This window comes from Arthrobacter sp. CJ23 (assembly GCF_024741795.1).
Taxonomy (GTDB): Bacteria; Actinomycetota; Actinomycetes; order Actinomycetales; family Micrococcaceae; genus Arthrobacter.
In genome coordinates, this window is the sequence record NZ_CP102950.1 from 1,547,432 (window position 1) to 1,569,871 (window position 22,440).

Sequence of the window (22,440 nt, forward strand, 5' to 3'; positions counted from 1 at the left end):
CCGTGGTCAATTTTGAACTCAGCGAGGAATACCAGGACCTCAGCGACTCCGTTCGTGAGTTTGCCGACGAAGTGGTTGCTCCCGTTTCCGCCAAGCACGACGAGGAACACAGCTTCCCCTACGACGTGATCAAGCAGATGGGCGAGATGGGCCTGTTCGGCCTCCCGTTCCCGGAGGAGCTCGGCGGCATGGGCGGGGACTTCTTCGCGCTGTCCCTGGCCCTGGAGCAGCTGGGCCGCGTGGACCAGTCCGTGGCCATCACCCTGGAAGCGGGCGTTTCCCTGGGTGCCATGCCCGTCTACCGCTTCGGCACCCAGGCACAGAAGGAGGAATGGCTGCCCCAGCTGGCCACGGGACAGGCACTGGCCGGTTTCGGCCTGACGGAGCCGGAGGCGGGCTCGGACGCCGGCGGCACCAAGACGCATGCGCACCTCGAGGACGGCCAGTGGGTGATCAACGGCAACAAGGAGTTCATCACCAACTCCGGAACCGACATCACCCGGCTCGTGACGGTCACCGCCGTCACCGGCCAGCACCAGCGCAAGGACGGCAGCATCAAGAAGGAAATCTCCACCATCCTGGTGCCCACCGACACGCCCGGCTTCAAGGCCGAAAAGGCCTACAACAAGGTGGGCTGGAACGCCTCGGACACGCACCCGCTGAGTTTGGCCGACGTGCGTGTCCCGGAGGCCAACCTCCTCGGCCAGCAGGGCCGCGGCTACGCCAACTTCCTGTCCATCCTGGACGAGGGCCGCATCGCCATCGCCGCCCTGGCCACCGGTGCGGCGCAGGGCTGCGTGGACCTCTCCGTCAAATATGCCAAGGAGCGCAGCGCCTTCGGCCAGAACATCGGCAAGTACCAGGCCATCCAGTTCAAGATCGCGCGCATGCAGGCACGTGCCCACTCGGCGCGCCTGGCCTACTACGACGCGGCCGCCCGGATGCTGGCCGGCAAGCCGTTCAAGACCGAGGCCGCCATCGCTAAGATGATCGCAGGTGAGGCAGCCATGGACAACGCGCGGGACGCCACCCAGGTGTTCGGCGGCTATGGCTTCATCAACGAATTCACGGTGGCCCGCCACTACCGCGACTCCAAGATCCTTGAGGTCGGTGAGGGCACCACCGAGGTCCAGCTGATGCTCATCGCTCGGGATCTCGGGCTGTAGTACCGGACTGTAGTGCCCTTCCGGTCCCGGCGGCCACCGCCGCCGGGACCGGGCCCCGGCTGGAAGGATCGACGATGATTGACAAGGTGGTAGCCAGCGCCGCGGACGCGGTGAAGGACATCCCCGACGGCGCCTCGCTCGCCGTCGGCGGTTTCGGCTTGTGCGGCATCCCGGTGGCGCTGATCGACGCGCTCCATCAGCAGGGCACCCGCAACCTTGAGACGGTCAGCAACAACTGCGGCGTGGACGACTGGGGGCTGGGCATCCTGCTCAAGGACGGCCGCATCCGCCGCACCGTCAGCTCCTACGTGGGCGAGAACAAGGAGTTCGCCCGCCAGTACCTGGCCGGGGAGCTCGAAGTCGTCCTCACCCCGCAGGGCACCCTGGCCGAGAAGCTCCGGGCCGGCGGTGCCGGCATCCCGGCGTTCTTCACCGCGGCGGGCGTCGGGACCCAGGTGTCCGAGGGAGGATTGCCGCAAAAGTACGACGCCGGAGGTGCCGTGGCGATCGCCTCCTCGCCCAAGGAAGTGCGCACCTTCAACGGGGCCGACTACGTGCTGGAAGAGTCCCTGACGCCCGACTTCGGACTGGTCCACGCCTGGAAGGGGGACCGGCACGGCAACCTCGTCTTCCATGCCACCGCGATGAACTTCAACCCGCTCTGCGCCATGGCCGGCAAGGTCACCATCGCCGAGGTCGAGGAACTCGTGGAACCGGGGGAGCTGGACCCGGAACACATCCACGTCCCCGGCATCTTCGTGCAGCGCATAGTCCTCGCCCCGGATGCCGAGAAGCGCATCGAGAAGAGGACGGTGGCGCTGGCCGCGGCCACGTCAGGCACCCCCGAACAGGCAGGAGCATAGCCATGGAACCGAACAGCCTCCAGGATGTCCCGCCCCGACCCGAAGCCGTCAGGCACGAATACCGGCGCGCCGCCGTCGAGCATCCGGAGACGAAAGGCTGGACCCGCAACGAACTGGCCGCCCGGGTGGCTCAGGAGCTCAGCAACGGCCAGTACGTCAACCTGGGCATCGGCATGCCCACGCTCATTCCCAACTACATTCCCGCCGGCGTGGAAGTGGTGCTGCACTCGGAGAACGGCATCCTGGGCGTCGGGCCCTACCCGGCGGAAGACGCCGTCGATCCTGACCTCATCAACGCCGGCAAGGAGACCGTCACCGTCAACAAAGGCGCGGCGTTCTTCGACTCCTCGCTGTCCTTCGGCATGATCCGCGGCGGGCACGTGGATGTGGCCGTGCTGGGCGCCATGGAGGTCGCCGCCAACGGGGACCTCGCCAACTGGATGATCCCCGGCAAGATGGTCAAGGGGATGGGCGGCGCCATGGACCTGGTGTTCGGAGCCAAGAAAGTCATAGTGATGATGGAGCATGTGGACCGGAACGGCAATCCGAAGATCGTGGAGCGCTGCACCCTGCCGCTCACGGGCAAGGGCTGCGTGGACCGGATCATCACCGATCTTGCGGTGATCGATGTGACCCCCAACGGGCTGGTCCTGCGTGAACTCGCCCCCAACGTGTCGATTGAAGAGCTTGCCGCTGCCACCGGTGCGGAGCTCTTCGAAGAAGACCAGGAGTTGACCGTATGACGGCGCCGGAAGCACTGCAACCGGAACAGCAGCCTCTGCCACAGCAGCGAGTGATCGAACAGCGCGGCCTGTACTTCGACGAGCTCGAGGAAGGCGTGGTCTACGCCCACCGCCCCGGCCGTACCGTCACCGAAACGGACAATGTCCTGTTCACCACCATGACCATGAATACCCAGGCCCTGCACTTGGACGCCGCCTGGAGCGCCGGCCAGCCCTTCGGCCAGCGGCTGATGAACTCCATGTTCACGCTCGCCACATTGGTGGGGCAGTCCGTGCCCCAGCTGACCCAGGGCACCATCATCGCCCAGCTGGGACTGGAGAGCGTCACGTTCCCGCACCCGCTCTACCACGGCGATACGCTGTACACGGAGACGGTGGTCACCGGGAAGCGGGCTTCGGAATCGCGTCCCGGCCAGGGCATCGTGACCATGCAGCACACCGGGCGGAACCAGCACGGGGATGTGGTGGCGCTGGCCACCAGGAAATGCCTCATGTGGATGAAGGACGCCCACCAGGCCTCGGCGGCCGCCCCGCGCGAGACCAACTAGACACCATCACAGACACAACATTCAAGGATCCGCGATGCCTCCCTCTGAGCCCGATACCGCCTTCACCGAGGCGGCATTCACCATGGGCCCCGCCCTGCTCTTTTGCCCCGCGGACCGGCCCGAGCGCTTTGGCAAAGCAGCCGGGCGCTCCGACGCCGTCATCCTGGACCTCGAGGACGCCGTCGCGCCGGCGGACAAGCAGCGGGCGCGCGGCGCCATCCTCGCGCAGGTGGGATCGGAGGGGGAGGCCGCCGAACTGGATCCCAGCCGCACCATCGTCCGGGTCAACCCGGCAGGCACGGAGGACTTCGCCAAGGACCTGCACTGCCTCGCGCACACCCCGTACCGCACCGTGATGCTCGCCAAGGCCGAAAGCGCCGCGCAGCTGAAGCAACTCGAAGGCTACCGGGTGGTTGCCCTGTGCGAAACGGCCAAAGGCATCGTCAACGCGGCCGCCATCGCGGCCGAGCCGAACGTCGTCGCCCTGATGTGGGGAGCGGAGGACCTGATCGCCTCGCTGGGCGGAACGTCCAGCAGGACCGACGACGGCGGGTACCGTGCCGTCGCGCTGAACGCCCGTTCCGCCGTCCTCCTGGCGGCGAAGGCCGCCGGCAAGGAGGCCGTGGACGCCGTCTACGTCAACATCCCCGATCTTGAAGGATTGGCGGCCGAATCCCGCGACGCCGTGGCGAGCGGCTTCGGCGTCAAGGCCTGCATCCACCCGAACCAGGTGGCGGTGGTCCGCGAGGCCTATGCTCCTTCCGCTGAGGCCGTGGCCGGGGCCCGGGAGCTCCTTGACGTGGCCGCAGCGGCGGGCAGCGGGGTCTTCCAGTTCAAGGGCAAGATGATCGACGGCCCCATCCTCAAGCACGCCGAGGCAACCCTGCGCCGGGCAGGCCGTTAGGCCCGCACGGTTTCGGCCACGGTTGCCAGCTCCACCAAGGCCGGCCGCGCGGCCGTGCTCTTAATGGCTATTGACTGGCCGCTCTTCGCGGATTCGAGCACCGACTCCATGACCTCCAGGGCGTGGAAGGCCAGTTCGCCGCCGGCGCGTGGCTCCTGCCCGGCCGGAGTGGCTGCGAGGTCGGCGATGCCAAAGCCCCTTCCGGAGTCAACATAGCCGGCAGAGACGGGGAGCGTCTCCCAATCCTGGGCGCCGAGCGCAAAGAGCTGCACGTCGCCGTCGAAATGGTTGGGATCCGGCACAATGAGCGAGCCGGACTCCCCGTGGATCTCGATGTTGGGGCTCTTGGTCTGGGCGGCGTCGAAACTCATGAACAGCGTGGACAAGGCCCCGGAAGCGTGAACCAGGATGCCTGTTACGTGCGAATCAATCTCCACAGGCACCTTTTGCCCCTCGCGCGGCCCGGAACCGATGGTACGTTCGCTGCGCGTGTGGCTGGCGGCGCCCACCACCGACACCACAGGTCCAAGCAAGGTGACAAGCGCGGAGACGTAGTACGGGCCCATGTCCAGCAGCGGTCCGCCGCCGGGCTGGTAGTAGAAGTCCGGGTTCGGGTGCCAGCGTTCGTGGCCCGGTGTTGCCATGGTGGCGGTGGCCGAAACCGGTGCCCCGATCAGGCCGTCGTCGATCGCCTTGCGCGCTGTTTGGATCCCGGTGCCCAGGACGGTGTCCGGCGCACAGCCGACCACCACTCCCGCAGCCTTGGCGGCATCGAGCACTTGCCGTGCTTCCGCGGTTGTAGCCGCCAGCGGCTTTTCGCCGTAGACCGACTTGCCGGCAGAGATCGCTTTGAGGGCGATGTCAGCGTGCGCGGCCGGGATGGTGAGGTTCAGCACGAGTTCGACGTCGGCGGCCGCCAGCAGCTCGTCCACGGACAGCGCGCGGACGCCGTCGTAGGAGTCGGCAACTGCCTGGGCACGGACGGGATCGAGATCGGCGACGGCCACCAGATTAATGGCGTCGAGCCGCCTGAAGTTCGCCAGGTACTGGGCGATGATGGCGCCGCAGCCGATGATTCCTACGTTTAGCGGCTTGCCCACAGCATGCCCCTTTCGATGATGGTGCGGACGTTGCTGTCCTGGAGGATTTCCACCCGGTGGCCCGGGGTGGAGACGAAGATCTTTCCCTTGCCCCATTGCCTGGTCCAGATGGCGGGGGAGGTGACCTCGCGATGCCATGGGTCCCATTCCCGGACCTTTTGGGTGGTGGTGGCCAGGACGTCGATGTAGTCATCGGCCAGGACCCAGTACTGCTCGGTGACGAGGTCGAAGTCGCCGATTCCCTGCGTGATGGGGTGCCCGGCCGCCGCGGGGAGCATGTTTACGGTGTAGGGGACGTAGTTGTCCGACTGTTCACCGGTCTGTTCGTCAGCGTGCTTGCCGGGGTGGCAGGCGAACTGGCCGCCGATCAAGTGCAGATAGTCCGAAGTGTTGCGGTAGGAATCGGCGATGCCGCCGTGCCAGCCGGCCAGTCCGGTGCCGTTTTCGACGGCGGTGCGGAGCCCCTCGAACTCGTCCTTCTCGATGGTGGACATCGTCATGCACTGCACGATGAGGTCCACGCCTGCCATGTAGTCCGGATCGGCGTAGATCTTGGGTGATTCCTCCACCCGGACCTCGTAGCCGTTGGCCGTCAAGTAGGGGATGAACAGCTCGGTGGCTTCCACCGGTTGGTGTCCGTCCCATCCGCCGCGGACCACCAGGGCAGTCTTGTTGTTGCTTGTCATGGTTTCCTTCGTATCGGGGTGTATGCGTTTGAGTCGATGTGGTGGATCAGCGCGCGGCGAAGGCCGCGTCGAAAGCAGCGACCGGTGGCTTGATGGCGGCCAGTTCCCGGACCATCTCCAGCGCTTGGGGAGCGCCGATCAGCCGGTCCATTCCGGCGTCTTCCCATTCGATGCTGGTGGGGCCTTGGTAGCCGATCGCATTGAGTGTGCGGAAGATCGGCTCCCAGTTCACGTCGCCGTGGCCAGCAGTCACGAAATCCCAGCCGCGTCGGGGATCCGCCCAGGGCAAGTGGGATCCGAGGCGGCCGTTGCGGCCATTGAGTTGGCGGACGGACTCCTTGACGTGGACGTGGAAGATCCGGTCTGCGAAGTCCTGGAGGAACATGACGGGATCCAGGTCCTGCCAGATGAAGTGTGAGGGGTCGAAGTTCAGGCCGAAGTTCGCCCGGTGCCCGATCGCCTCAAGGGTGCGTTTGGCGGTCCAGTAGTCGTAGGCGATCTCCGAAGGGTGGACCTCCAGAGCGAAACGGACCCCCACTTCGTCGAACACGTCCATGATGGGGTTCCAGCGATCTGCGAAGTCCTGGTAGCCGCGTTCGATCATGGCTTCCGAGGCCGGCGGGAACATAGCGACGCACTTCCAGATGGACGAGCCAGTGAAACCCGTGACGGTGTTGACGCCGAGCCTTGCCGCGGCGCGGGCTGTGGTCTTCATGGCTTCGGCGGCCCGTGTGCGGACCCCTTCCGGATCACCGTTGCCCCACACCTCGGCGGAAAGGATGTCCCGGTGGCGTTCGTCGATGGGATCGTCACAGACGGCCTGGCCGGTGAGGTGGTTGGCGATGGCATGCACCGTCAGCTTGTGTTTGTCCAGGATCTCGAGCTTGCCCTGCAAGTAGGCATCGTCCTCGAGGATGCGTTGCGGATCGAGATGGTCGCCCCAGCAGGCGATCTCGAGGCCGTCAAAGCCCCACTCGCCTGCGAGCCTGGCTACCTCCTCAAACGGGAGGTCGGCCCACTGGCCGGTGAAGAGAGTGATGGGTCGCGTCATGGTCATTCCTTTCAGACGTGCTGCCAGCGGCTTGAATTGTCTGCGCTTGCCTCGACGGCGGCCAGTACCTTTTGCACCTGCAAGGCGTCGGCGAACGACGGCGAGGGCTGCTCGCCACCGCCGATGGCGGTCACCAGGTCAACCACTTGGTGGGTGAATCCATGCTCGTAGCCGAGTCCGTGTCCGGTGGGCCACCAGTTGCCGGTGTAGGGGTGGGACGGCTCGGTGACCATGATCTTGCGGAAGCCGGCGTCCGGTTCCTGGGCGGAATCGTAGAACTGCAGGGAGTTCATGTCTTCGAAGTCGAAGGCGAGCGATCCCTTGGTGCCGTTGAGTTCCAGGCGCATGGCGTTCTTGCGGCCCAGGGCAAAGCGGGTGGCTTCGAAGACACCGACCGGACCTGAGGAAGGACCGCCGCCGGCGGCAGCACCGCCGTCGGGCGCTCCCTCAAATCGCGCGGTGAACAGCGCTGCGTCGTCCACGGTGACCGGCCCCCGGGGGCCGTCAGATCCGCCGTGCCCGCCCAACCCCACGAAGTCTCCACCCAAGGGGCGTTCCTTCACGAAGGTCTCCAGCAGGGCCGAGACGCCCGTGATGTTCCGGCCGGTGATCCACTGGGCGGCGTCGATGCTGTGGGCGCCGATGTCGCCCAGGGAGCCGGACCCGGATTTGGCCTTATCCAGCCGCCAGGTGAGCGGCGCATCAGCGTCGCTGAGCCAGTCCTGCAAGTACTGCGCCCGGATATGCCGGAGCTCGCCCAGCCGGCCGTCGTCAACCATCCGCTTTGCCAGGGCCAACGCCGGGGTGCGGCGGTAGCTGAATCCGCACATGGACAACACGCCCCGGGCAGCGGCGGCCTCAGCGGCAGCCACCATCCGTTCCGCCTCTTCCACGGAGTTGGCCAGGGGCTTTTCGCACAGGACGTGCTTGCCGGCCTCGAGCGCCGCGATGGCGATCTCGGCGTGGGTGTTCCCGGGCGTGCAGATGTCGACCAGGTCGATGTCGTCGCGCTCCATCAGGCGGCGCCAGTCCGTTTCCACGGAATCCCAGCCGAACTTACGGGCCGCAGCACGGACGCCTTCTTCGTTGCGCCCAGCCACCGCTGTCAGTTCCGGGGCGAGCGGGAGGTCGAAGAACCGCGGCGCGGTCCGCCAGGCGTGGGAGTGGGCGGCACCCATGAAGGCGTAGCCGACCATGCCTACGCGCAGGGGTTTTGTTTGTGACATGGGGTTCCTTTCTACTTGCTGAAGCCTGCGGTGAGGCCGCTGACCAATTGGCGGCGTCCAAGGACGTAAATCACCAGGATTGGCAGCGTGCTGAGCACCACGGATGCAAGAACTGCCGGGATGTTGACACTGAACTCGCCTTGGAAGGTCCACAGCGCCAGCGGGAGGACACGCAATTCAGGGCTCTGGGTGAGTACCAGGGGGAGCAGGAAGCCATTCCAGACGTGCAAGCCGTTGTAAATTGCCACGGTTACTATTGCCGGCCGGGTCAGGGGTAGAGCCAACCGCCACATGGTCTGCCATTCGCTGCAGCCGTCCAGCCGCATTGACTCGAACAACTCGTTGGGGACATCCCGGATGAAGTTGGACAGGATCAGTACCGTCAGGGGTATGGCGAACGCAATGGACGGAAGCATGATGGCCAAGATGCTGTCATACAAATTCAGCCGGATGATCATCAAGTAGATCGGAATGATCGTCGCTTGGAGCGGAATCGCCAAGCCCATGAGGAACATTCCATTGACAAACTTCAGGTAACGGCCGTGTCCCCGAACGATCGCGAAGGCAGCCATGAAGGAAATCAGGACGGTGGGGATCACTGATCCCAGTGTGACGATCACGCTGTTCATGAAATACGCCGCGAAGTTGGCCTCAAGAACCAGTTGGTAGTTCTCCAGAGTTGGTGCCGTCGGGGGAGCAAGCGGGTTCTGGCCGAAGTACCCCTCCGATGTCTTCAGGCTGGTGATGACGATGTAATACACCGGAACGATAATGACGGCCAGCCATATCCAGCCGCCGAGACCTCCGGGGATGTTGAGCCGCTTGACCCGTGTGCCGAGGGATTGCCGGGCCTTGACCGAATGGGCCGGGGGATTGTCGGGTGCGGCCTTCCGATCGCTTTTCAGGACAGTGCTCACCTTACAAACCTTCCAATTGGCTGCCTTGCTTGTCCTTGCCCCCAAGGCGTTGGAGGAACAAGGCAAGTGCAAGGCCTATGACGACGAGGATGACGGCGATGACGCTTGCTGGTCCCATCAGGTTTGCCCGGAAGCCGCGTAGATACATGTCCAGCGCCAGGATGCGGGTGGAGTTACCCGGTCCGCCGCCGGTGAGGACGAAGATGAGGTCAAAGTACGTCAGCGATCCGACGACCATCAGGGTTGACGACGTGATGATGGTGTATTTCAGCTGAGGAAGGGTTATGTGGAAGAACTGCTTGATGGTTCCTGCGCCATCGATCTGGGCCGCCTCGTACAGGGACTTGGGGATCTGCCGCACGCCACCTTGGTAGATGAGTGTATGGAACGGCACGAACTGCCAGGCGATCACAAAAATGACCAAGCCCAAGGCCAACTGTGGGACGCCCAGCCAGTCTTGGGCCAGGAACGGCAACCCCAAGCCCATTGCCAAGCCGAAATTCGGGTCCAACAGGGCTTTATAGGCGATGGCAACTGCCGCTGAGGAAAGCAGCAGCGGCAAGAAGTACAGCACCGCCAAAGCTGCCCTGTAGCGCTGGCTTCCTGCTGTGAACACTCCCAGCAAAAGACTGATGGGCGTCTGGACGAGCCAGGAGACAATCATGATCATGAACGTCAAACCCAAGGCGTTGTACAGGCCCGGGTCCGTGAGCACCGACGCCCAGTTCTCCATGCCGGCTGCTCCGATGGCGCCAATACCGTCCCAGTCGGCGAAACTCAGGACAAGAACGCCTACCAAGGGGACAACGGCGAAGACCAGGAAGAAAAACAGCGCCGGCAGCGTCAGCCAAGGGAGTGCAGATTTTTGCGCTGGTCTCCGTTCACTGCTCCGCGAGACGTTGGCCGCCCTATGAGTGGTTGATGAACTCATTTGCCGAGGGTTGCATTCATGTTCTCGGCGAACTGCTGTGGCGTTATCGACTTAAGGAAGAGTTGATCGATGTTGTTCAGCAGTGCTTCTGCAGCTGTTGGGCTCAGGGCCTGATCCCAAGACTGTTGGAAGTTCGGGGCATTCTTGGCGAGATCGTAGACGAAGTTCAGGAAGTCTTTGTCCGGGGAGGTTGAAAGCTTGTCCTCAATTCCATTCACGATGGGGACCGAACCGGAGTTGATGTAGGCGTCGATGACCGTATCGGTCATGATGCCGTCCTTGAAGAACTTCTTCGCTGTTTCCTTTTCGCTGTCGGAGGCCTTGGCCGAAATCGACATGTACTGGGCAGGGTTGCCTACGCCGTTCTTCGGGTCGCCCTTGCCGCCCGGGATAGTGGGGAATGTTGCGAAGCCCAGCTTTCCGTCCTGGACGAAGTTTTGTCCATCCTTCTTCATCGCGCCGTATGTCCAGGAGCCCTGGAGCATCATTGCTGCCTTACCGGTGAACAACAGAGCCTGATCTGCCTTCGAATCTGCAGTGATGGAAGAGAAGCCCTTGATGAACCCACCTGCCGATACGAGTTCCTGGATCTTGGTGCCCGTTTCGATCACTGCTGGATCCATCCAGGCATTGGGCTTGCCCGCAAAGATGGCGTTGAACACTTCGGCCCCGCCGATGCGGTCCAGGAGGTATTCCAACCACATCATGGAGGTCCAGCGCGATTGTCCACCGAGGGAGAAGGGCGCCACACCCATGTCGTTGAAGGTCTTCACCAGTGACATGACGTCATCCCAGGTCTTGGGCGGCTGGGCCCCGGCCTTTGCGAAAACCTCTTTGTTGTAGAACAGGACAATGGGGGCCACGTACTGGTTGGGGAGGGCATAGATCTTGCCGTTGACTGTGGCTGCACCGAAGGAGGCAGGGAAGAACTTGTTCTTCAGGTCCGGGTTGGCGTCGAACCAGGTGGTCAGGTCCTCCACTTGCTTGGCCTCGGCGTAGGTCTTCAAGGTTCCACCACCCCAGCCGTAGACGATGGTCGGAGCCTGGCCGGCGCCGATGGCGGTCTTGATCTTCGTCTTGAAGGCGTCGTTCTGGAAGTACGTGACGGCGATCTTGTTGTCGGGATTCGACGAACCGAAAGCGTCCACTGCCTTCTGAATGGTGGTCTGGTTCGGTTCACCGGAGAGGAACCACATGCTGGCCCCTCCTCCGCCTGCGCTGCCCGGTCCGGACGTACCACAGGCACTCGTTGCCATGACCGCGAACGGCGTTACGGCCGCGAGAGCTAGAAAAGAACGCCGGGATGATTGGAACTGCCTCATTGCTTCTCCATGTGTAGTCGCCTCGTTGAGCAAGTTGCGGTGCTCATGTCCTAAAGGGTGGCCATTCGCGGAAGTATCGAAATATTTCGAACAACCTTTCGGAAGTGCTCACCAAATTTAGCTGTGAGGCGAGTCACCGTCAAGCCCTCTTTGCATCAGATTTTGGACTTTCTGGAGTCGCTTGACGGCGTAATCGTCACTAATGCACACTGATCGGGTCCGAAATATTTCGACAACAGGGGGATCCATGGACCGGGAACAGCGTCCGTCAAAGCTCACATTGGCCGCAGTGGCCAAAGAGGTTGGCGTTTCGGCGCCGACGGTTTCCAAGGTGGTCAATGGCCGGGGGGACGTGGCCGAGGGAACGCGTGCGCGCGTGTTGGCTGCCCTGCAGCGGACAGGCTATAAGTCCCCCCTCCAACGCAAGGGCACCGCAGAGCATCGGGCTGTGGAAGTCGTCTTTGATTCGCTGAATTCGGCCTATGCCGTTGAAGTGCTCAACGGGGTGCTGGAGCACGCTGCCGTATCCGAGATGGAACTGATCCTGTCGGTGACCGGCAGGCAGTCGGCTTCGCCCCTGGGACCCGAAGAACGCGCGCAACGGATGATCGACGAAGGCCGCAGCGGGATGATCGTCGTAACCTCCGCCTACGGATCGGCGCAACTCGAAGCATTCCAGCGCCGGCAAATTCCGCTCGTGGTCATCGATCCGCTCAACCCGCCACCTGCGGACGTCTTCAGCGTCGGGGCAAGCAACTGGGCCGGAGGAAAGGCTGCCGCGACCCATTTGCTGGAGTTGGGGCACCGGAGGATTGCCTACATTGGCGGCCCGGCCACGGCTGAATGCAGCCAGGCACGCTTGCACGGCTACATGGCAGCCCTGATGGCCGAGGGCATCACTGTGGACGACGAATTCGTGTCCTCGGGACCCTTTAAGCCGGAGAACGGTGTGCGCGGAATGAAGGCACTGTTGGCGCTCGAGGATCCGCCCACGGCCATCTTCGCCGGCAGTGACAGCATCGCCTTGGGCGTCCTGGCGGAAGCCCGGCGGCAGCACGTCCGCATCCCCGAGGACATGAGCCTGGTGGGTTTTGACGGCACGCACCAGGCTGAGGAATCAGTTCCCCCGCTGACCTCCGTGTCGCAGCCACTCCAGGAAATGGGCCGTTCAGCGCTGCGCTTCATCCTGCGCCAAATGCGGGGCGAAGACATTGATTCACGCAGGGTCGAGCTGGCCACCCATCTGGTTGTCCGCGAATCCACGGCTCCACCCCGCGGAACCAACACCGCCCCGCCGTGGGCATCAAAGGTCAGGGGAGCTACCGCCGTCGGCGTGACTGCGACAACGGCGGAATAGCGTCGAACAGTTCCATCCGCACCCAGCGCTCGCCGCTCTCCCGGAACTCCGCACGGCTCGCGAAACGGTAGAGATAGCTGCGCGCCCGCACCCAGCGCGGCCGTCCGCCGTCGAACGGGTCACGGCGCAGCAGGCGCAGGGTGGGTGGGTCGGCGTCGAGCAGTTTGTCCAGGAACGCGTAGAACCAGTCCTCGTGCACGGTGCGCAGGGGCAGGAACCACATGAGCCAGTCCAGCCTTAAGTGGTACGGCGCCCATTGGCGGGGGAGCGCCCGCACATCACCGGGCTTGCCCTTGAAGCCGTACTCACGCCACTCGGCGGCGCCGGGGTCCTCGTCCAGGGTGCCTTCCACTACGATCTCCACCCGCTGCCGGGTCACCGTGCCGAACGCCCCGTAGGTGTTGACCAGCCGCCAGCGGTTGAAACTGGCGTTCATCAGCTGCCCGCTCGAGAGCAGGTTGCGGACGGGCCAGTAGCTGAGCACCAGCAGCAGCACAGTCACGGCCAGCACGACGGCGAGCCACCACACCGGGGTCTGCCCGCCGGAGCCGGCTGCTTGCCGGTCCAGCGGCAGGAACGGCAGCACGGCGTGCGCCACAGGGTCGCTCACCGCGGCGAAGGCGAGCACAATCGCGGACCAGTTGAGCCAGGCGAAGTTCCCGCTCCCCACCAGCCACAACTGCGTGAACACAACCACTCCGGCGGCAATGCCGGCCAGGGGCTGCGGGGCGAACAGGAAGAACGGCACCACCAGCTGGGCGAAATGATTCCCCAGGACCTCCAGCCGGTGGAACGCCTTGGGCAGGAGGTGCGCCTGGCGACTCAACGGCCCGGGCATCGGCTGGGTCTCATGGTGGTAGAAGAGGGCGGTGAGGTTCCGCCACTCGCTTCCGCCGCGGATCTTGATCATGCCTGCCCCGAATTCGAGCCGGAACAGCAACCACGCCAGCAGGAGCAGGATGGTCCGCGGGGGCGGCGTCTGGTCCGAACCCAGGAACGCCACCGTGAAGCCCATTTCGAGCAGCAGGATCTCCCAGCCGAAGCCGTAGAACGTCTGGCCCACATTCACGATCGACATGTACAGCAGCCACAATGCCAGGAACGAGGCCATGGGCACCCAGGGCGGCCCGAGCTGCGGCAGCCCCGCTACGAGCGTCGCCGCGATGCCCATCCCGGTCCAGCAGACCGCGCGGAGCAGCCGGTCCGAATACCGCCAGCGGAACAGGGTGGGACGCATCAGGCGGCGCCCGCCGCCAAGGTACGTGGGGACAGGGAGCAGGCCGCGCTCGCCGAGAAGGGCCGGGAACTGGTTGACGGTGGACAGGAGCGCGATGAAGTAGAGCGCGGCGGTACCGCGCTGCAGAACCTGCCGGGCGAACCCGTAGTCCGGCGCCTCGAACCAGGACACCCAGTCCACGTTTCCTACGGTACGCCTGCAGGGCGGCGGGCTGGGATACTTAAGCAATGCAGCCGCGCAAGATCGTCCTCCTCGGGTCCACCGGTTCCATCGGCACACAGGCGATTGACGTCGTCGACGGCGCCCCGCATCTTTTCGAGGTGGTGGCGCTCAGCGCCGGCGGCGGGAACCAGGAGCTGATCGCCCGGCAGGCCGTCCACACCAAGGCCCGGGCCGTGGGCATCGCCCATGGGGATGCCGCGGAACTGCAGCGGCTCATCGACGCGGCCGCCGAGGCCGCAGGGCTGCGCAACTACCGGCCGGAGATCTTCACGGGGCCGGACGCCTCCACCCGGATCGCCGCCATCGACTGCGATGTGGTACTCAACGGCATCACCGGCTCCATTGGCCTGGCCCCCACCCTTGCCGCCCTCAAATCCGGGGCAAGCCTGGCCCTGGCCAACAAGGAATCCTTGATCGTCGGCGGCGCCCTCGTCAAGGCCGCCGCGGCCGAAGGCCAGATCGTCCCCGTGGACTCCGAGCACTCCGCCATCGCCCAGTGCCTGCGTTCGGGCACCGGGGCCGAGGTTGGAAAACTCATCCTGACGGCGTCCGGCGGCCCGTTCCGTGGCCGCACGCGCGAGCAGCTCCACAATGTCACGCCGGCCGAAGCCTTGGCCCACCCCACTTGGGACATGGGCCTCATGGTCACCACCAACTCGGCCAGCCTGGTCAACAAGGGCCTGGAAGTCATCGAGGCGCACCTGCTGTTCGACGTGCCCCTGGACCGCATCGATGTTGTGGTCCACCCGCAGTCCGTGGTCCATTCCATGGTGCAGTTCGTGGACGGCTCCATCATCGCCCAGGCCTCGCCGCCGGACATGCGCCTGCCCATCGCCCTCGGCCTGGGTTGGCCGGACCGGGTGCCGGGGGCAGCCCAAGCCTGCGACTGGAGCCAGGCCACCAGCTGGACCTTCGAACCGCTGGATGCCGCAGCCTTCCCAGCCGTAGACCTTGCCAAGGACGCCGCCAAGCAGGGCAGCACCTTCCCCGCGGTCTTCAATGCCGCCAACGAGGAAGCCGTGCAGGCCTTCCATGCCGGCCGGATCAGGTTCACGGACATCGTGGACACGGTGGAGTCCGTTCTCAGCGAACACTCAGGCTCTTCGGAGCTGACAGTGGAGTCCGTGCTGGAAGCTGAAACGTGGGCACGGACCCGCACACACGATCGTTTAGCAAGCACCACCCTCTAGGAAGCAGTCCATCCCGGCATGAATCCCGTCATCCTCTTCATCCTCGGAGTCGTCTTCGTGGCGATCGGCGTCGCGGCGTCCATCGCGCTGCACGAAATCGGCCACCTCGTCCCGGCCAAGCTGTTCAAGGTGCGCGTCACGAAGTACATGATCGGCTTCGGCCCCACCCTGTGGTCCAGGAAAAAGGGCGAGACGGAGTACGGGTTCAAGGCGCTTCCGCTGGGCGGCTTCGTGGCCATGATCGGCATGTATCCGCCCAACAAGCAGGACGGCAGCGTGCGGCCCTCCAGCACGGGCATGTTCCAGACCCTGGCCACCGAGGCCCGCTCCGCGGCGCATGAGGAAGTGAGGCCCGGCGACGAAAACAGGGTCTTCTACAAGCTGCCCGTGTGGAAGAAAGTCATCATCATGCTCGGCGGGCCGGCCATGAACCTGCTGATCGGCCTGGTGCTGACCGCGGTGCTGCTCATGGGCTTCGGTGCAGCCACGGCCACCACCACTATCGCCGATGTCTCCAAGTGCCAGGTCGCCGCAGGGGAGACCGTTGACCCGGACTCCGCCGCCTGCAAGCCGACGCCGGCCGCAGCCTCGGGCCTCCTGCCGGGAGACCGCGTCACCTCCTTTGACGGCAAAGCCGTCACCAACTGGGAGGAAATGACCTCCTGGATCCGGGCCTCGTCCGGCCGGGAAGTGCAGATGACAGTGGAACGCGACGGCGCCTCCCTCACCACCACCGTGACGCCGGTCCTGTCCGCCCGGCCCATCATCGGCGTCGACGGCCGCCCCGAAAAGGACGCCGACGGCAAGACCAAGTACCAGGAAGTCGGCTTCCTAGGCATCGGCGCGCAGACCGAAATGGTGCCCCAGCCGGCGTCGACGGTCCTGCCCATGGCCGGTGAAAACATCAGGCAGGTGGCCGGCGTCATCCTGAACCTGCCCGCGCGCGTGGTGGGGGTGGCGCAGGCCGCCTTCAGCGAGGAGCCCCGCGATCCCAACGGGCCCATCAGCGTGGTGGGCGTGGGACGCGTGGCCGGCGAGGTCGCGGCCATGGAGGAGATCCCGCTGCAGGCGCGGATCGGCGCCTTGGTGGGCCTTCTGGCCGGCCTGAACTTTGCGCTGGCCGTCTTCAACCTGGTCCCCCTGTTGCCGCTCGACGGCGGACACGTCGCCGGAGCGCTCTACGAGGGCGTCCGCCGCCGCGTGGCGAAACTCTTCGGCAAGCCGGACCCGGGAGCCTTCGACATCGCCAAGCTGCTGCCCCTGACCTACGTGGTGGCCTCGGTGCTCCTGGCGATGAGTGTCCTGCTGATCTACGCGGACATCGTCAAACCCGTGAACCTGTTCGGCTAGGGGTCTCTGGGGCCGATGGCGATGGCGGTGCAGGCATTGCATGGCGTTAGGGTATCTGTATGACTGTTTTTGCCGTTGAATACGTGTACGACGCCGAATCCGGCCCTGTCCGTGATGAGCACCGCCCCGCCCACCGCGCCTGGCTCTCCAGCCTGGTGGACGCAGGGTTGCTGCTGGCCAGCGGCCCGTACGGCGACGGTGCAGGCGCGCTGCTGCTGATGAAGGCCCCCGATGCGGCGGCGCTGCAGGAAACCCTTAAACAGGATCCCTTTGCCGCCGTGCAGGCCATCGCGGGCATCCGCACCACGGAATGGAACCCGGTGATCGGCCTGCTGGCCGGGCACGCCTCCTGATCCCGGCGTCCTGCCACTTCAGAACTACCTCTCTTCAACCCAAGGAGTCCACGTGACCTCGGTCAGCCTGGGAATGCCGTCAGCACCGCCCCCCGTCCTTGCACCGCGCCGCAAGACGCGCCAGATCAAGGTGGGTTCCGTCGGCGTCGGCTCCGATTCGCCCATCAGCGTGCAGTCGATGACCACCACCCCCACCACGGACATCAACGCCACGCTGCAGCAGATCGCCGAACTGACGGCGTCCGGCTGCGACATCGTGCGTGTCGCCTGCCCTTCGGCCGACGACGCCGATGCCCTGCCGATCATCGCCCGCAAGTCCCAGATCCCCGTCATCGCGGACATCCACTTCCAGCCGAAGTACGTCTTCGCGGCCATTGAGGCCGGCTGCGCCGCGGTACGCGTGAACCCTGGAAACATCCGCAAGTTCGATGACCAGGTCAAGGAAATCGCCCGGGCCGCCAAGGACCACGGCACGTCCATCCGCATCGGCGTCAACGCCGGTTCGCTGGAGCCCGGCATCCTCAAGAAGTACGGCAAGGCCACGCCGGAGGCACTCGTTGAGTCCGCCGTCTGGGAAGCCTCGCTCTTCGAGGAACACGGCTTCCATGACTTCAAGATCTCGGTCAAGCACAACGACCCCGTGATCATGGTGGCGGCGTACGAGATGCTCGCCGAACAGGGCGACTGGCCGCTGCACCTCGGCGTGACCGAGGCCGGACCGGCCTTCCAGGGCACCATCAAGTCGGCCACCGCCTTCGGTGCGCTCCTGTCCCGCGGTATCGGCGACACCATCCGCGTGTCCCTCTCGGCGCCGCCCGTCGAGGAAATCAAGGTGGGCAACCAGATCCTGCAGTCGCTGAACCTGCGCCCGCGCAAACTGGAAATCGTCTCCTGCCCGTCCTGCGGCCGCGCCCAGGTGGATGTCTACACGCTCGCCGAGCAGGTCACCGCAGGCCTGGAAGGCATGGAGATCCCGCTGCGCGTCGCCGTCATGGGCTGCGTCGTGAACGGGCCCGGCGAGGCACGCGAGGCCGACCTGGGCGTCGCCTCCGGCAACGGCAAGGGCCAGATCTTCGTGAAGGGCGAAGTCATCAAGACTGTCCCCGAGAGCCAGATTGTTGAGACACTGATCGAAGAGGCCATGCGTATCGCTGAAGAGATGGGGGAGGCCGATGGCGAAGATGCTGTCAAGGGTAGCCCCGTGGTTAGCGTCTCGTAACGAGACCGGTTTACAGGTCCGGGTGCTCGGTTCTGCCGACACCCCGGCTCTGCGCGCGCTTGCGGATGAAGACGTTGTTGCCAACGTCTTCATCCTGGCGCATCTGGACACCACCGGCACGGCGGCGCCCACCTCGGGCGGCGCCAGCGTCTTTGGCGTGTTCGACGGCGGGACGCTCCTGGGTGCCTGCTGGGCCGGGGCCAACCTGGTTCCCGTGCAGCTGGACCCGGGGCTCGCTGGCTACATCGCCATGGCAGCCCACCACACCGGTCGCCGCTACGCCTCCATCTTCGGCCCGGCCGAAACCGTCCTTGCGATCCATTCGCGGCTGGAGGAGCTGGGGCATTTCGCCCACGAGGTCCGTGCCCGCCAGCCCCTGCTTACCATCGCCGGGCCCCCTCTCATCGAGCCCAACCGCTCGTTGAGCGTCGGCCAGATGGCCGACTTCGACCGCATCCTGCCCGCCTGCGCCGCCATGTTCGAGGAAGAAGTGGGCTACTCGCCTTTCCTTGGCGGCCAGGACTTCTACAGCCGCCGCGTGGCCGGCCTCATCCGGCAAGGACATTCCCTGGTGCACATCGATGCCGCCGGCACGGTGATCTTCAAGGCAGAGCTGGGCGCCGTCACCTCGGACGTCACGCAGGTCCAGGGCGTGTGGATGAACCCGGACATGCGCGGCCAGGGGCTCAGCGCGGCGTACATGGCCGCCGTCGTGGTCCTCGCCCGGAAGCTGGCGCCGGTCACCAGCCTCTACGTCAACGACTACAACTCCCGGGCCCGGGCCACCTATTCGCGGGTCGGCTTCGAGCAGGTCGGAACCTTCGCCACTGTCTTGTTCTAGGCGGGAGTTCTTTCCCGGCTGCTGCGGACCCTTCGCCCCGTGGGGAGATGTCCCCGTCGCGTTTCATATCAATTGAATGGAATAATGGCCGGGTTGAATCTGGAACTGCAATCTCTCGGGGGAACGAATGAAGAACGCGCGTCGAATTGTCCTTGCTTTGTCGCTCGCCGCAACGCTTTCCGTGGCCGCGTGTTCGGCCCCGGCTTCGAACAACGAAGCAGGAAAGACGGAAGTATCCTCCAGCAGCCAGGCTCCGGACCAGGCACAGCCTGCCTTCAAGAAGTACAGCGATGCTGAACTGGGTGCCTTGCTCACCGATGTCCTGGACGCCGACGGCCAGCCGTTGGCCGTCATGCCCGCAGAGCAGTTGAAAGCCGGCCTCGAAGGTGCCAAGGGCATGATGTCCTCGATTGCGGTTACTCCCGAGGAATGCGGCGGAGCCAACCTCACAGGCGGGCTGCAGGCCATCGACGGTGCCAGCATGGCTGCCGCTGTTTCGACGCCCGGAGCAGGTACCGCCCCGGTGCAGACTGTCAGCCTGGTGTCCGGCCTGGAGGAATCGGCCATTGCCGGCATCATCGCAAAGAGCAAGGACCAAGCTGAGAAGTGCAAGTACATCACGGTTGAAGTCATGGGTCAGAAGGCCGAAGGTGAAATCGAGGTGCTGCCCGTTGAGTCAAAGACGCCGGGCGCCATCGCCTTGAAGACCACCACGACCTTCGGCGGGACCGCAACCACGATGCTCCAGGTGTCCGCAGCGAGGGGCGGCGTGGTCATCTCCAGTCTCTACGTGAGCAAGGGCGACGTCCTGGCAGAGACCAAGAAGGCCACGGCCACCCTCGACGAGATCGCTGCCCTCATCAAATAGGCGCGGTATCACATAGACGCGGTCTGCCGGGACTTTGCCCCGGATCTCCGGTGGACCTCAAGGGCTGTCCAGCTCGCCCGTGAGGTAGCGCTGGACGTTCGGGGCGACCATCCGGACCACCTCGTCCCGCGAGGCCGAGGCCAGGGGTTCGAGCCGCACCACGTACCGCACCAGCACGAGCCCCACCATCTGCGTGGCCACCAGGTTGCCGCGCAGCCTGACCTCCTCGGCGGGGCCCGGCACGCCCGCCATGATGCGGGACAGGATGGTCCGGGCCACCATTTCACGCAGCAGGGCCGTCTTGGCCTTGGAACCGATGGTGCCGCGGATGAAGGCCACCAGGCCGTGCTGGGCGGGGCTCTCCCAGAGCCGCAGCACCGCTCGGACGATGGCCTCGGCACGCTCTCCGGGGTCCAGGGTTTCCACCCCGGCCAGGACCTGCTCTGGATCCGCCGGCAGCTCGACGCTGAGGGCGAAGAGTTCATCTTTGCCCTTGAAGAAGTGATGGACCATGGCGGGATCCACCTGGGCCTCGCGTGCCACCTGCCGCAGGCTGGTGCCGTCGAAGCCGTGCTCGGAAAACAACCGCCGGGCCGTGGCGAGGATGAGCTGCCGGGAGTCCTCGCCGCCCTTCCGGCGCCCCCGCCGCAGCGGCTGCAGGCTGCCGCTCACGAGGTCCGCCGCCGCAGTGTCAACGATGCCAGCACCAGGACAAACAGCACGATTGCCACCATGACGGCCGCGTCCTGCCACATGGCCGACGTCGCCTCGGCGTTGCCCGCGATTTCCTGGAGCGCGTCAACGGAGAACGTCAGGGGCAGCACATTGGAGATCGCCTCCAGGACGTCGTTCATCCGGTCCCGCGCCACGAACAGCCCGCACAGCAGGATCTGCGGGACCACCACCACGGGCATGAACTGCACGGCCTGGAACTCCGTCCGCGCGAACGCCGAGCACAGCAGCCCCAAGGCAACGCCCAGCACCGCGTTGATGACGGCGATCATCACCACCAGGCCCGGGCCGCCCTTGATGTCCAGACCGAACACCCAGTAGGCCACGGCGGTGGCCACGATGGACTGCAGGGCCGCCATGATCGAGAACGCCACGGCGTAGCCGAAGAGGAGATCGGCCTTGTGGATGGGCGTGGTCAGGAGCCGTTCCAGGGTCCCGGTGGTCCGCTCGCGCAGCATGGTGATGGAAGTGACCAGGAACATGACCACAAAGGGGAAGATCGCCAGCATCATGAGGCCAACGCGGTCGAAAGTGCGGGGAAGCCCCGGCGGAAGGGACTCATTCTCGTAGAGGAAGTAGACGGCGGTCAGCAGCAGGGCAGGCACCACCAGGATCAGCGCCACGCTGCGGTGGTCATGCCGCAGCTGGCCCAGCACCCGGGCCGTGGTGGCCAGCATCATCCGGGGATTCATCGCGCCGCCTGCCCTTCCTGGATGATGTGCAGGAACGCGCGTTCGAGGTCGTTGCTGCGGCCCCGTTCGGCGAGTTCCTCGGGGCTCAGCTGGGCCAGCAGCAGTCCGTCCCGAAGCAACAGCAATGATGAACAATGCGAGGCTTCCTCCATGACGTGGCTGGACACCAGCAAGGTGGTGCCGGCCTCCGCCATGGCGGCGAAGCGTTCCCACAGCTCGGCCCGCAACACCGGGTCCAGTCCCACGGTGGGTTCATCCAGGACGAGCAGTTTGGGCCGCGAGACCAGCGCGCAGGCCAGCGATACGCGGCTTGACTCTCCGCCGGACAGATCCGACGTCTTCTGCCGCGCGAATTCCTTGAGCCCGACGGCGTCAATCGCCTCCGCGGTGTCGGCCGCCGTTGCGCCGTGCATGGCACCGAAATAGCGCACATTGGCTTCCACGCTCAGGTCCGGGTACACGCTGGGCGACTGGGTGACGTATCCGACGTCGTGCCTCAGGGGCCGCGAACCGGCAGGCTGCCCCAGGACGTTGATGGAGCCGCTGGTGATCTTCTGGACTCCCACGATGCCGCGCATCAGGGTGGTCTTTCCGCTGCCGGAGGGACCTAGCAGCCCGGTGATGCGGCCGGTCCCGATACTGAAATCAAGGCCCCGCAGGATCCGGGTCCGGCCCCTCGAAATGTGCAGGGCCTCCGCCTCAACGGCGGCAGTCCCGGCCGTCCCGGCGGCGGCCCCTGCCGGTGCGCCGGCGTGGCCGCGGGGTTTCGTGTTGTCTCTTGCAAGGTGTGACATCAGGACCTCCGACGACATCCGTTTATTCATCACGTGATGAATAAACGCTAAGCCCGCCATCCACCTCCGGTCAATGAGGTGTTTGCCCAAGGGCGTGTTGCGGCAAATCCTTGAAAACGTGTCCCGCA

General features: G+C 65.1%; 23 protein-coding genes. 12 read left to right on the plus strand and 11 right to left on the minus strand.

Annotated features, from left to right (window positions below):
- Nucleotides 1-2: 2 nt before the first annotated feature.
- The 5 genes from NVV90_RS06830 (at nucleotide 3) to NVV90_RS06850 (ending at nucleotide 4,224) form a co-directional block, all read left to right on the plus strand.
- Nucleotides 3-1,166, plus strand: a complete 1,164-nt coding sequence (locus NVV90_RS06830) for an acyl-CoA dehydrogenase family protein (protein WP_258440433.1) — start codon at nucleotides 3-5, stop codon at nucleotides 1,164-1,166.
- 74 nt (nucleotides 1,167-1,240) lie between these two features.
- Nucleotides 1,241-2,029, plus strand: a complete 789-nt coding sequence (locus NVV90_RS06835) for a CoA transferase subunit A (protein ID WP_258440434.1) — start codon at nucleotides 1,241-1,243, stop codon at nucleotides 2,027-2,029.
- Nucleotides 2,030-2,031: 2 nt separating this feature from the next.
- On the plus strand, nucleotides 2,032-2,772 hold the full coding sequence (locus NVV90_RS06840) for a CoA transferase subunit B (protein WP_258440435.1): 741 nt from the start codon (nucleotides 2,032-2,034) through the stop codon (nucleotides 2,770-2,772).
- Entirely contained in the window at nucleotides 2,769-3,320 is a 552-nt protein-coding gene (locus NVV90_RS06845) for a MaoC family dehydratase (protein ID WP_258440436.1), read from the plus strand. The genes NVV90_RS06840 and NVV90_RS06845 overlap by 4 nt, the downstream gene beginning before the upstream one ends.
- A 34-nt stretch (nucleotides 3,321-3,354) precedes the next feature.
- Entirely contained in the window at nucleotides 3,355-4,224 is an 870-nt protein-coding gene (locus NVV90_RS06850; protein WP_258440437.1) for a CoA ester lyase, read from the plus strand.
- Here the strand turns inward: NVV90_RS06850 and NVV90_RS06855 are convergent.
- The 7 genes from NVV90_RS06855 to NVV90_RS06885 are packed head-to-tail and all read right to left on the minus strand — an operon-like array spanning nucleotide 4,221 to nucleotide 11,457.
- The gene (locus tag NVV90_RS06855; protein ID WP_258440438.1) at nucleotides 4,221-5,324 is read right to left on the minus strand and encodes a Gfo/Idh/MocA family protein; all 1,104 of its coding nucleotides are present in this window, start codon (nucleotides 5,322-5,324) and stop codon (nucleotides 4,221-4,223) included. The genes NVV90_RS06850 and NVV90_RS06855 overlap by 4 nt on opposite strands.
- Nucleotides 5,309-6,010 (minus strand): ThuA domain-containing protein, encoded by a 702-nt coding sequence (locus NVV90_RS06860; RefSeq protein ID WP_258440439.1) that lies wholly within the window; start codon nucleotides 6,008-6,010, stop codon nucleotides 5,309-5,311. Before NVV90_RS06860 ends, NVV90_RS06855 begins: the two co-directional genes overlap by 16 nt.
- A 46-nt stretch (nucleotides 6,011-6,056) precedes the next feature.
- Nucleotides 6,057-7,061 (minus strand): sugar phosphate isomerase/epimerase, encoded by a 1,005-nt coding sequence (locus NVV90_RS06865; protein ID WP_258440440.1) that lies wholly within the window; start codon nucleotides 7,059-7,061, stop codon nucleotides 6,057-6,059.
- A gap of 11 nt (nucleotides 7,062-7,072) precedes the next feature.
- Nucleotides 7,073-8,287: a Gfo/Idh/MocA family protein gene (locus NVV90_RS06870; protein ID WP_258440441.1), complete on the minus strand. Its 1,215-nt coding sequence runs from the start codon at nucleotides 8,285-8,287 to the stop codon at nucleotides 7,073-7,075.
- A gap of 11 nt (nucleotides 8,288-8,298) precedes the next feature.
- Nucleotides 8,299-9,204: a carbohydrate ABC transporter permease gene (locus tag NVV90_RS06875; RefSeq protein WP_258441094.1), complete on the minus strand. Its 906-nt coding sequence runs from the start codon at nucleotides 9,202-9,204 to the stop codon at nucleotides 8,299-8,301.
- Between the two features lies 1 nt (nucleotide 9,205).
- Nucleotides 9,206-10,135 carry a carbohydrate ABC transporter permease gene (locus NVV90_RS06880; protein WP_258440442.1) on the minus strand — a complete coding sequence of 310 codons (930 nt, stop codon included), beginning with the start codon at nucleotides 10,133-10,135 and terminating at the stop codon, nucleotides 9,206-9,208.
- Complete coding sequence (locus NVV90_RS06885; protein WP_309304099.1) at nucleotides 10,132-11,457, minus strand: extracellular solute-binding protein; 1,326 nt, start codon at nucleotides 11,455-11,457, stop codon at nucleotides 10,132-10,134. Before NVV90_RS06885 ends, NVV90_RS06880 begins: the two co-directional genes overlap by 4 nt.
- Before the next feature lie 247 nt (nucleotides 11,458-11,704).
- Between NVV90_RS06885 and NVV90_RS06890 the strand changes: the two genes are divergently transcribed.
- Nucleotides 11,705-12,814: a LacI family DNA-binding transcriptional regulator gene (locus NVV90_RS06890; RefSeq protein WP_258440444.1), complete on the plus strand. Its 1,110-nt coding sequence runs from the start codon at nucleotides 11,705-11,707 to the stop codon at nucleotides 12,812-12,814.
- Here NVV90_RS06890 and NVV90_RS06895 read toward each other — a convergent pair.
- Nucleotides 12,777-14,231, minus strand: a complete 1,455-nt coding sequence (locus NVV90_RS06895; protein WP_258440445.1) for a lipase maturation factor family protein — start codon at nucleotides 14,229-14,231, stop codon at nucleotides 12,777-12,779. The two genes, NVV90_RS06890 and NVV90_RS06895, sit on opposite strands and share 38 nt — an antisense overlap.
- Before the next feature lie 47 nt (nucleotides 14,232-14,278).
- On the opposite strand from NVV90_RS06895, the gene dxr reads away from it, so the two are divergent.
- From dxr to NVV90_RS06925, 6 genes are all read left to right on the plus strand, one after another.
- Complete coding sequence (dxr, locus tag NVV90_RS06900) at nucleotides 14,279-15,463, plus strand: 1-deoxy-D-xylulose-5-phosphate reductoisomerase (RefSeq protein ID WP_258440446.1); 1,185 nt, start codon at nucleotides 14,279-14,281, stop codon at nucleotides 15,461-15,463.
- Between the two features lie 18 nt (nucleotides 15,464-15,481).
- Nucleotides 15,482-16,813 (plus strand): RIP metalloprotease, encoded by a 1,332-nt coding sequence (locus NVV90_RS06905; RefSeq protein WP_258440447.1) that lies wholly within the window; start codon nucleotides 15,482-15,484, stop codon nucleotides 16,811-16,813.
- Nucleotides 16,814-16,872: 59 nt separating this feature from the next.
- Nucleotides 16,873-17,166, plus strand: a complete 294-nt coding sequence (locus NVV90_RS06910) for a YciI family protein (protein WP_258440448.1) — start codon at nucleotides 16,873-16,875, stop codon at nucleotides 17,164-17,166.
- A 52-nt stretch (nucleotides 17,167-17,218) separates the two neighbouring features.
- Complete coding sequence (gene ispG / locus NVV90_RS06915) at nucleotides 17,219-18,385, plus strand: flavodoxin-dependent (E)-4-hydroxy-3-methylbut-2-enyl-diphosphate synthase (protein ID WP_258440449.1); 1,167 nt, start codon at nucleotides 17,219-17,221, stop codon at nucleotides 18,383-18,385.
- Nucleotides 18,348-19,226: a GNAT family N-acetyltransferase gene (locus NVV90_RS06920; RefSeq protein ID WP_258441095.1), complete on the plus strand. Its 879-nt coding sequence runs from the start codon at nucleotides 18,348-18,350 to the stop codon at nucleotides 19,224-19,226. The genes ispG and NVV90_RS06920 overlap by 38 nt, the downstream gene beginning before the upstream one ends.
- Before the next feature lie 127 nt (nucleotides 19,227-19,353).
- Nucleotides 19,354-20,094 carry a hypothetical protein gene (locus NVV90_RS06925; protein WP_258440450.1) on the plus strand — a complete coding sequence of 247 codons (741 nt, stop codon included), beginning with the start codon at nucleotides 19,354-19,356 and terminating at the stop codon, nucleotides 20,092-20,094.
- A 57-nt stretch (nucleotides 20,095-20,151) separates the two neighbouring features.
- Here NVV90_RS06925 and NVV90_RS06930 read toward each other — a convergent pair whose 3' ends face one another.
- Genes NVV90_RS06930 through NVV90_RS06940 form a run of 3 tightly spaced genes read right to left on the minus strand, consistent with a single transcriptional unit; the run spans nucleotide 20,152 to nucleotide 22,312 of the window.
- A complete protein-coding gene (locus NVV90_RS06930; protein ID WP_258440451.1) occupies nucleotides 20,152-20,766 on the minus strand; it encodes a TetR family transcriptional regulator in 615 nt (204 codons plus the stop codon).
- Complete coding sequence (locus NVV90_RS06935) at nucleotides 20,763-21,506, minus strand: ABC transporter permease (protein WP_258441096.1); 744 nt, start codon at nucleotides 21,504-21,506, stop codon at nucleotides 20,763-20,765. The genes NVV90_RS06930 and NVV90_RS06935 overlap by 4 nt, the downstream gene beginning before the upstream one ends.
- An 8-nt stretch (nucleotides 21,507-21,514) precedes the next feature.
- Entirely contained in the window at nucleotides 21,515-22,312 is a 798-nt protein-coding gene (locus NVV90_RS06940) for an ABC transporter ATP-binding protein (RefSeq protein ID WP_309304100.1), read from the minus strand.
- Between the last annotated feature and the right edge of the window lie 128 nt (nucleotides 22,313-22,440).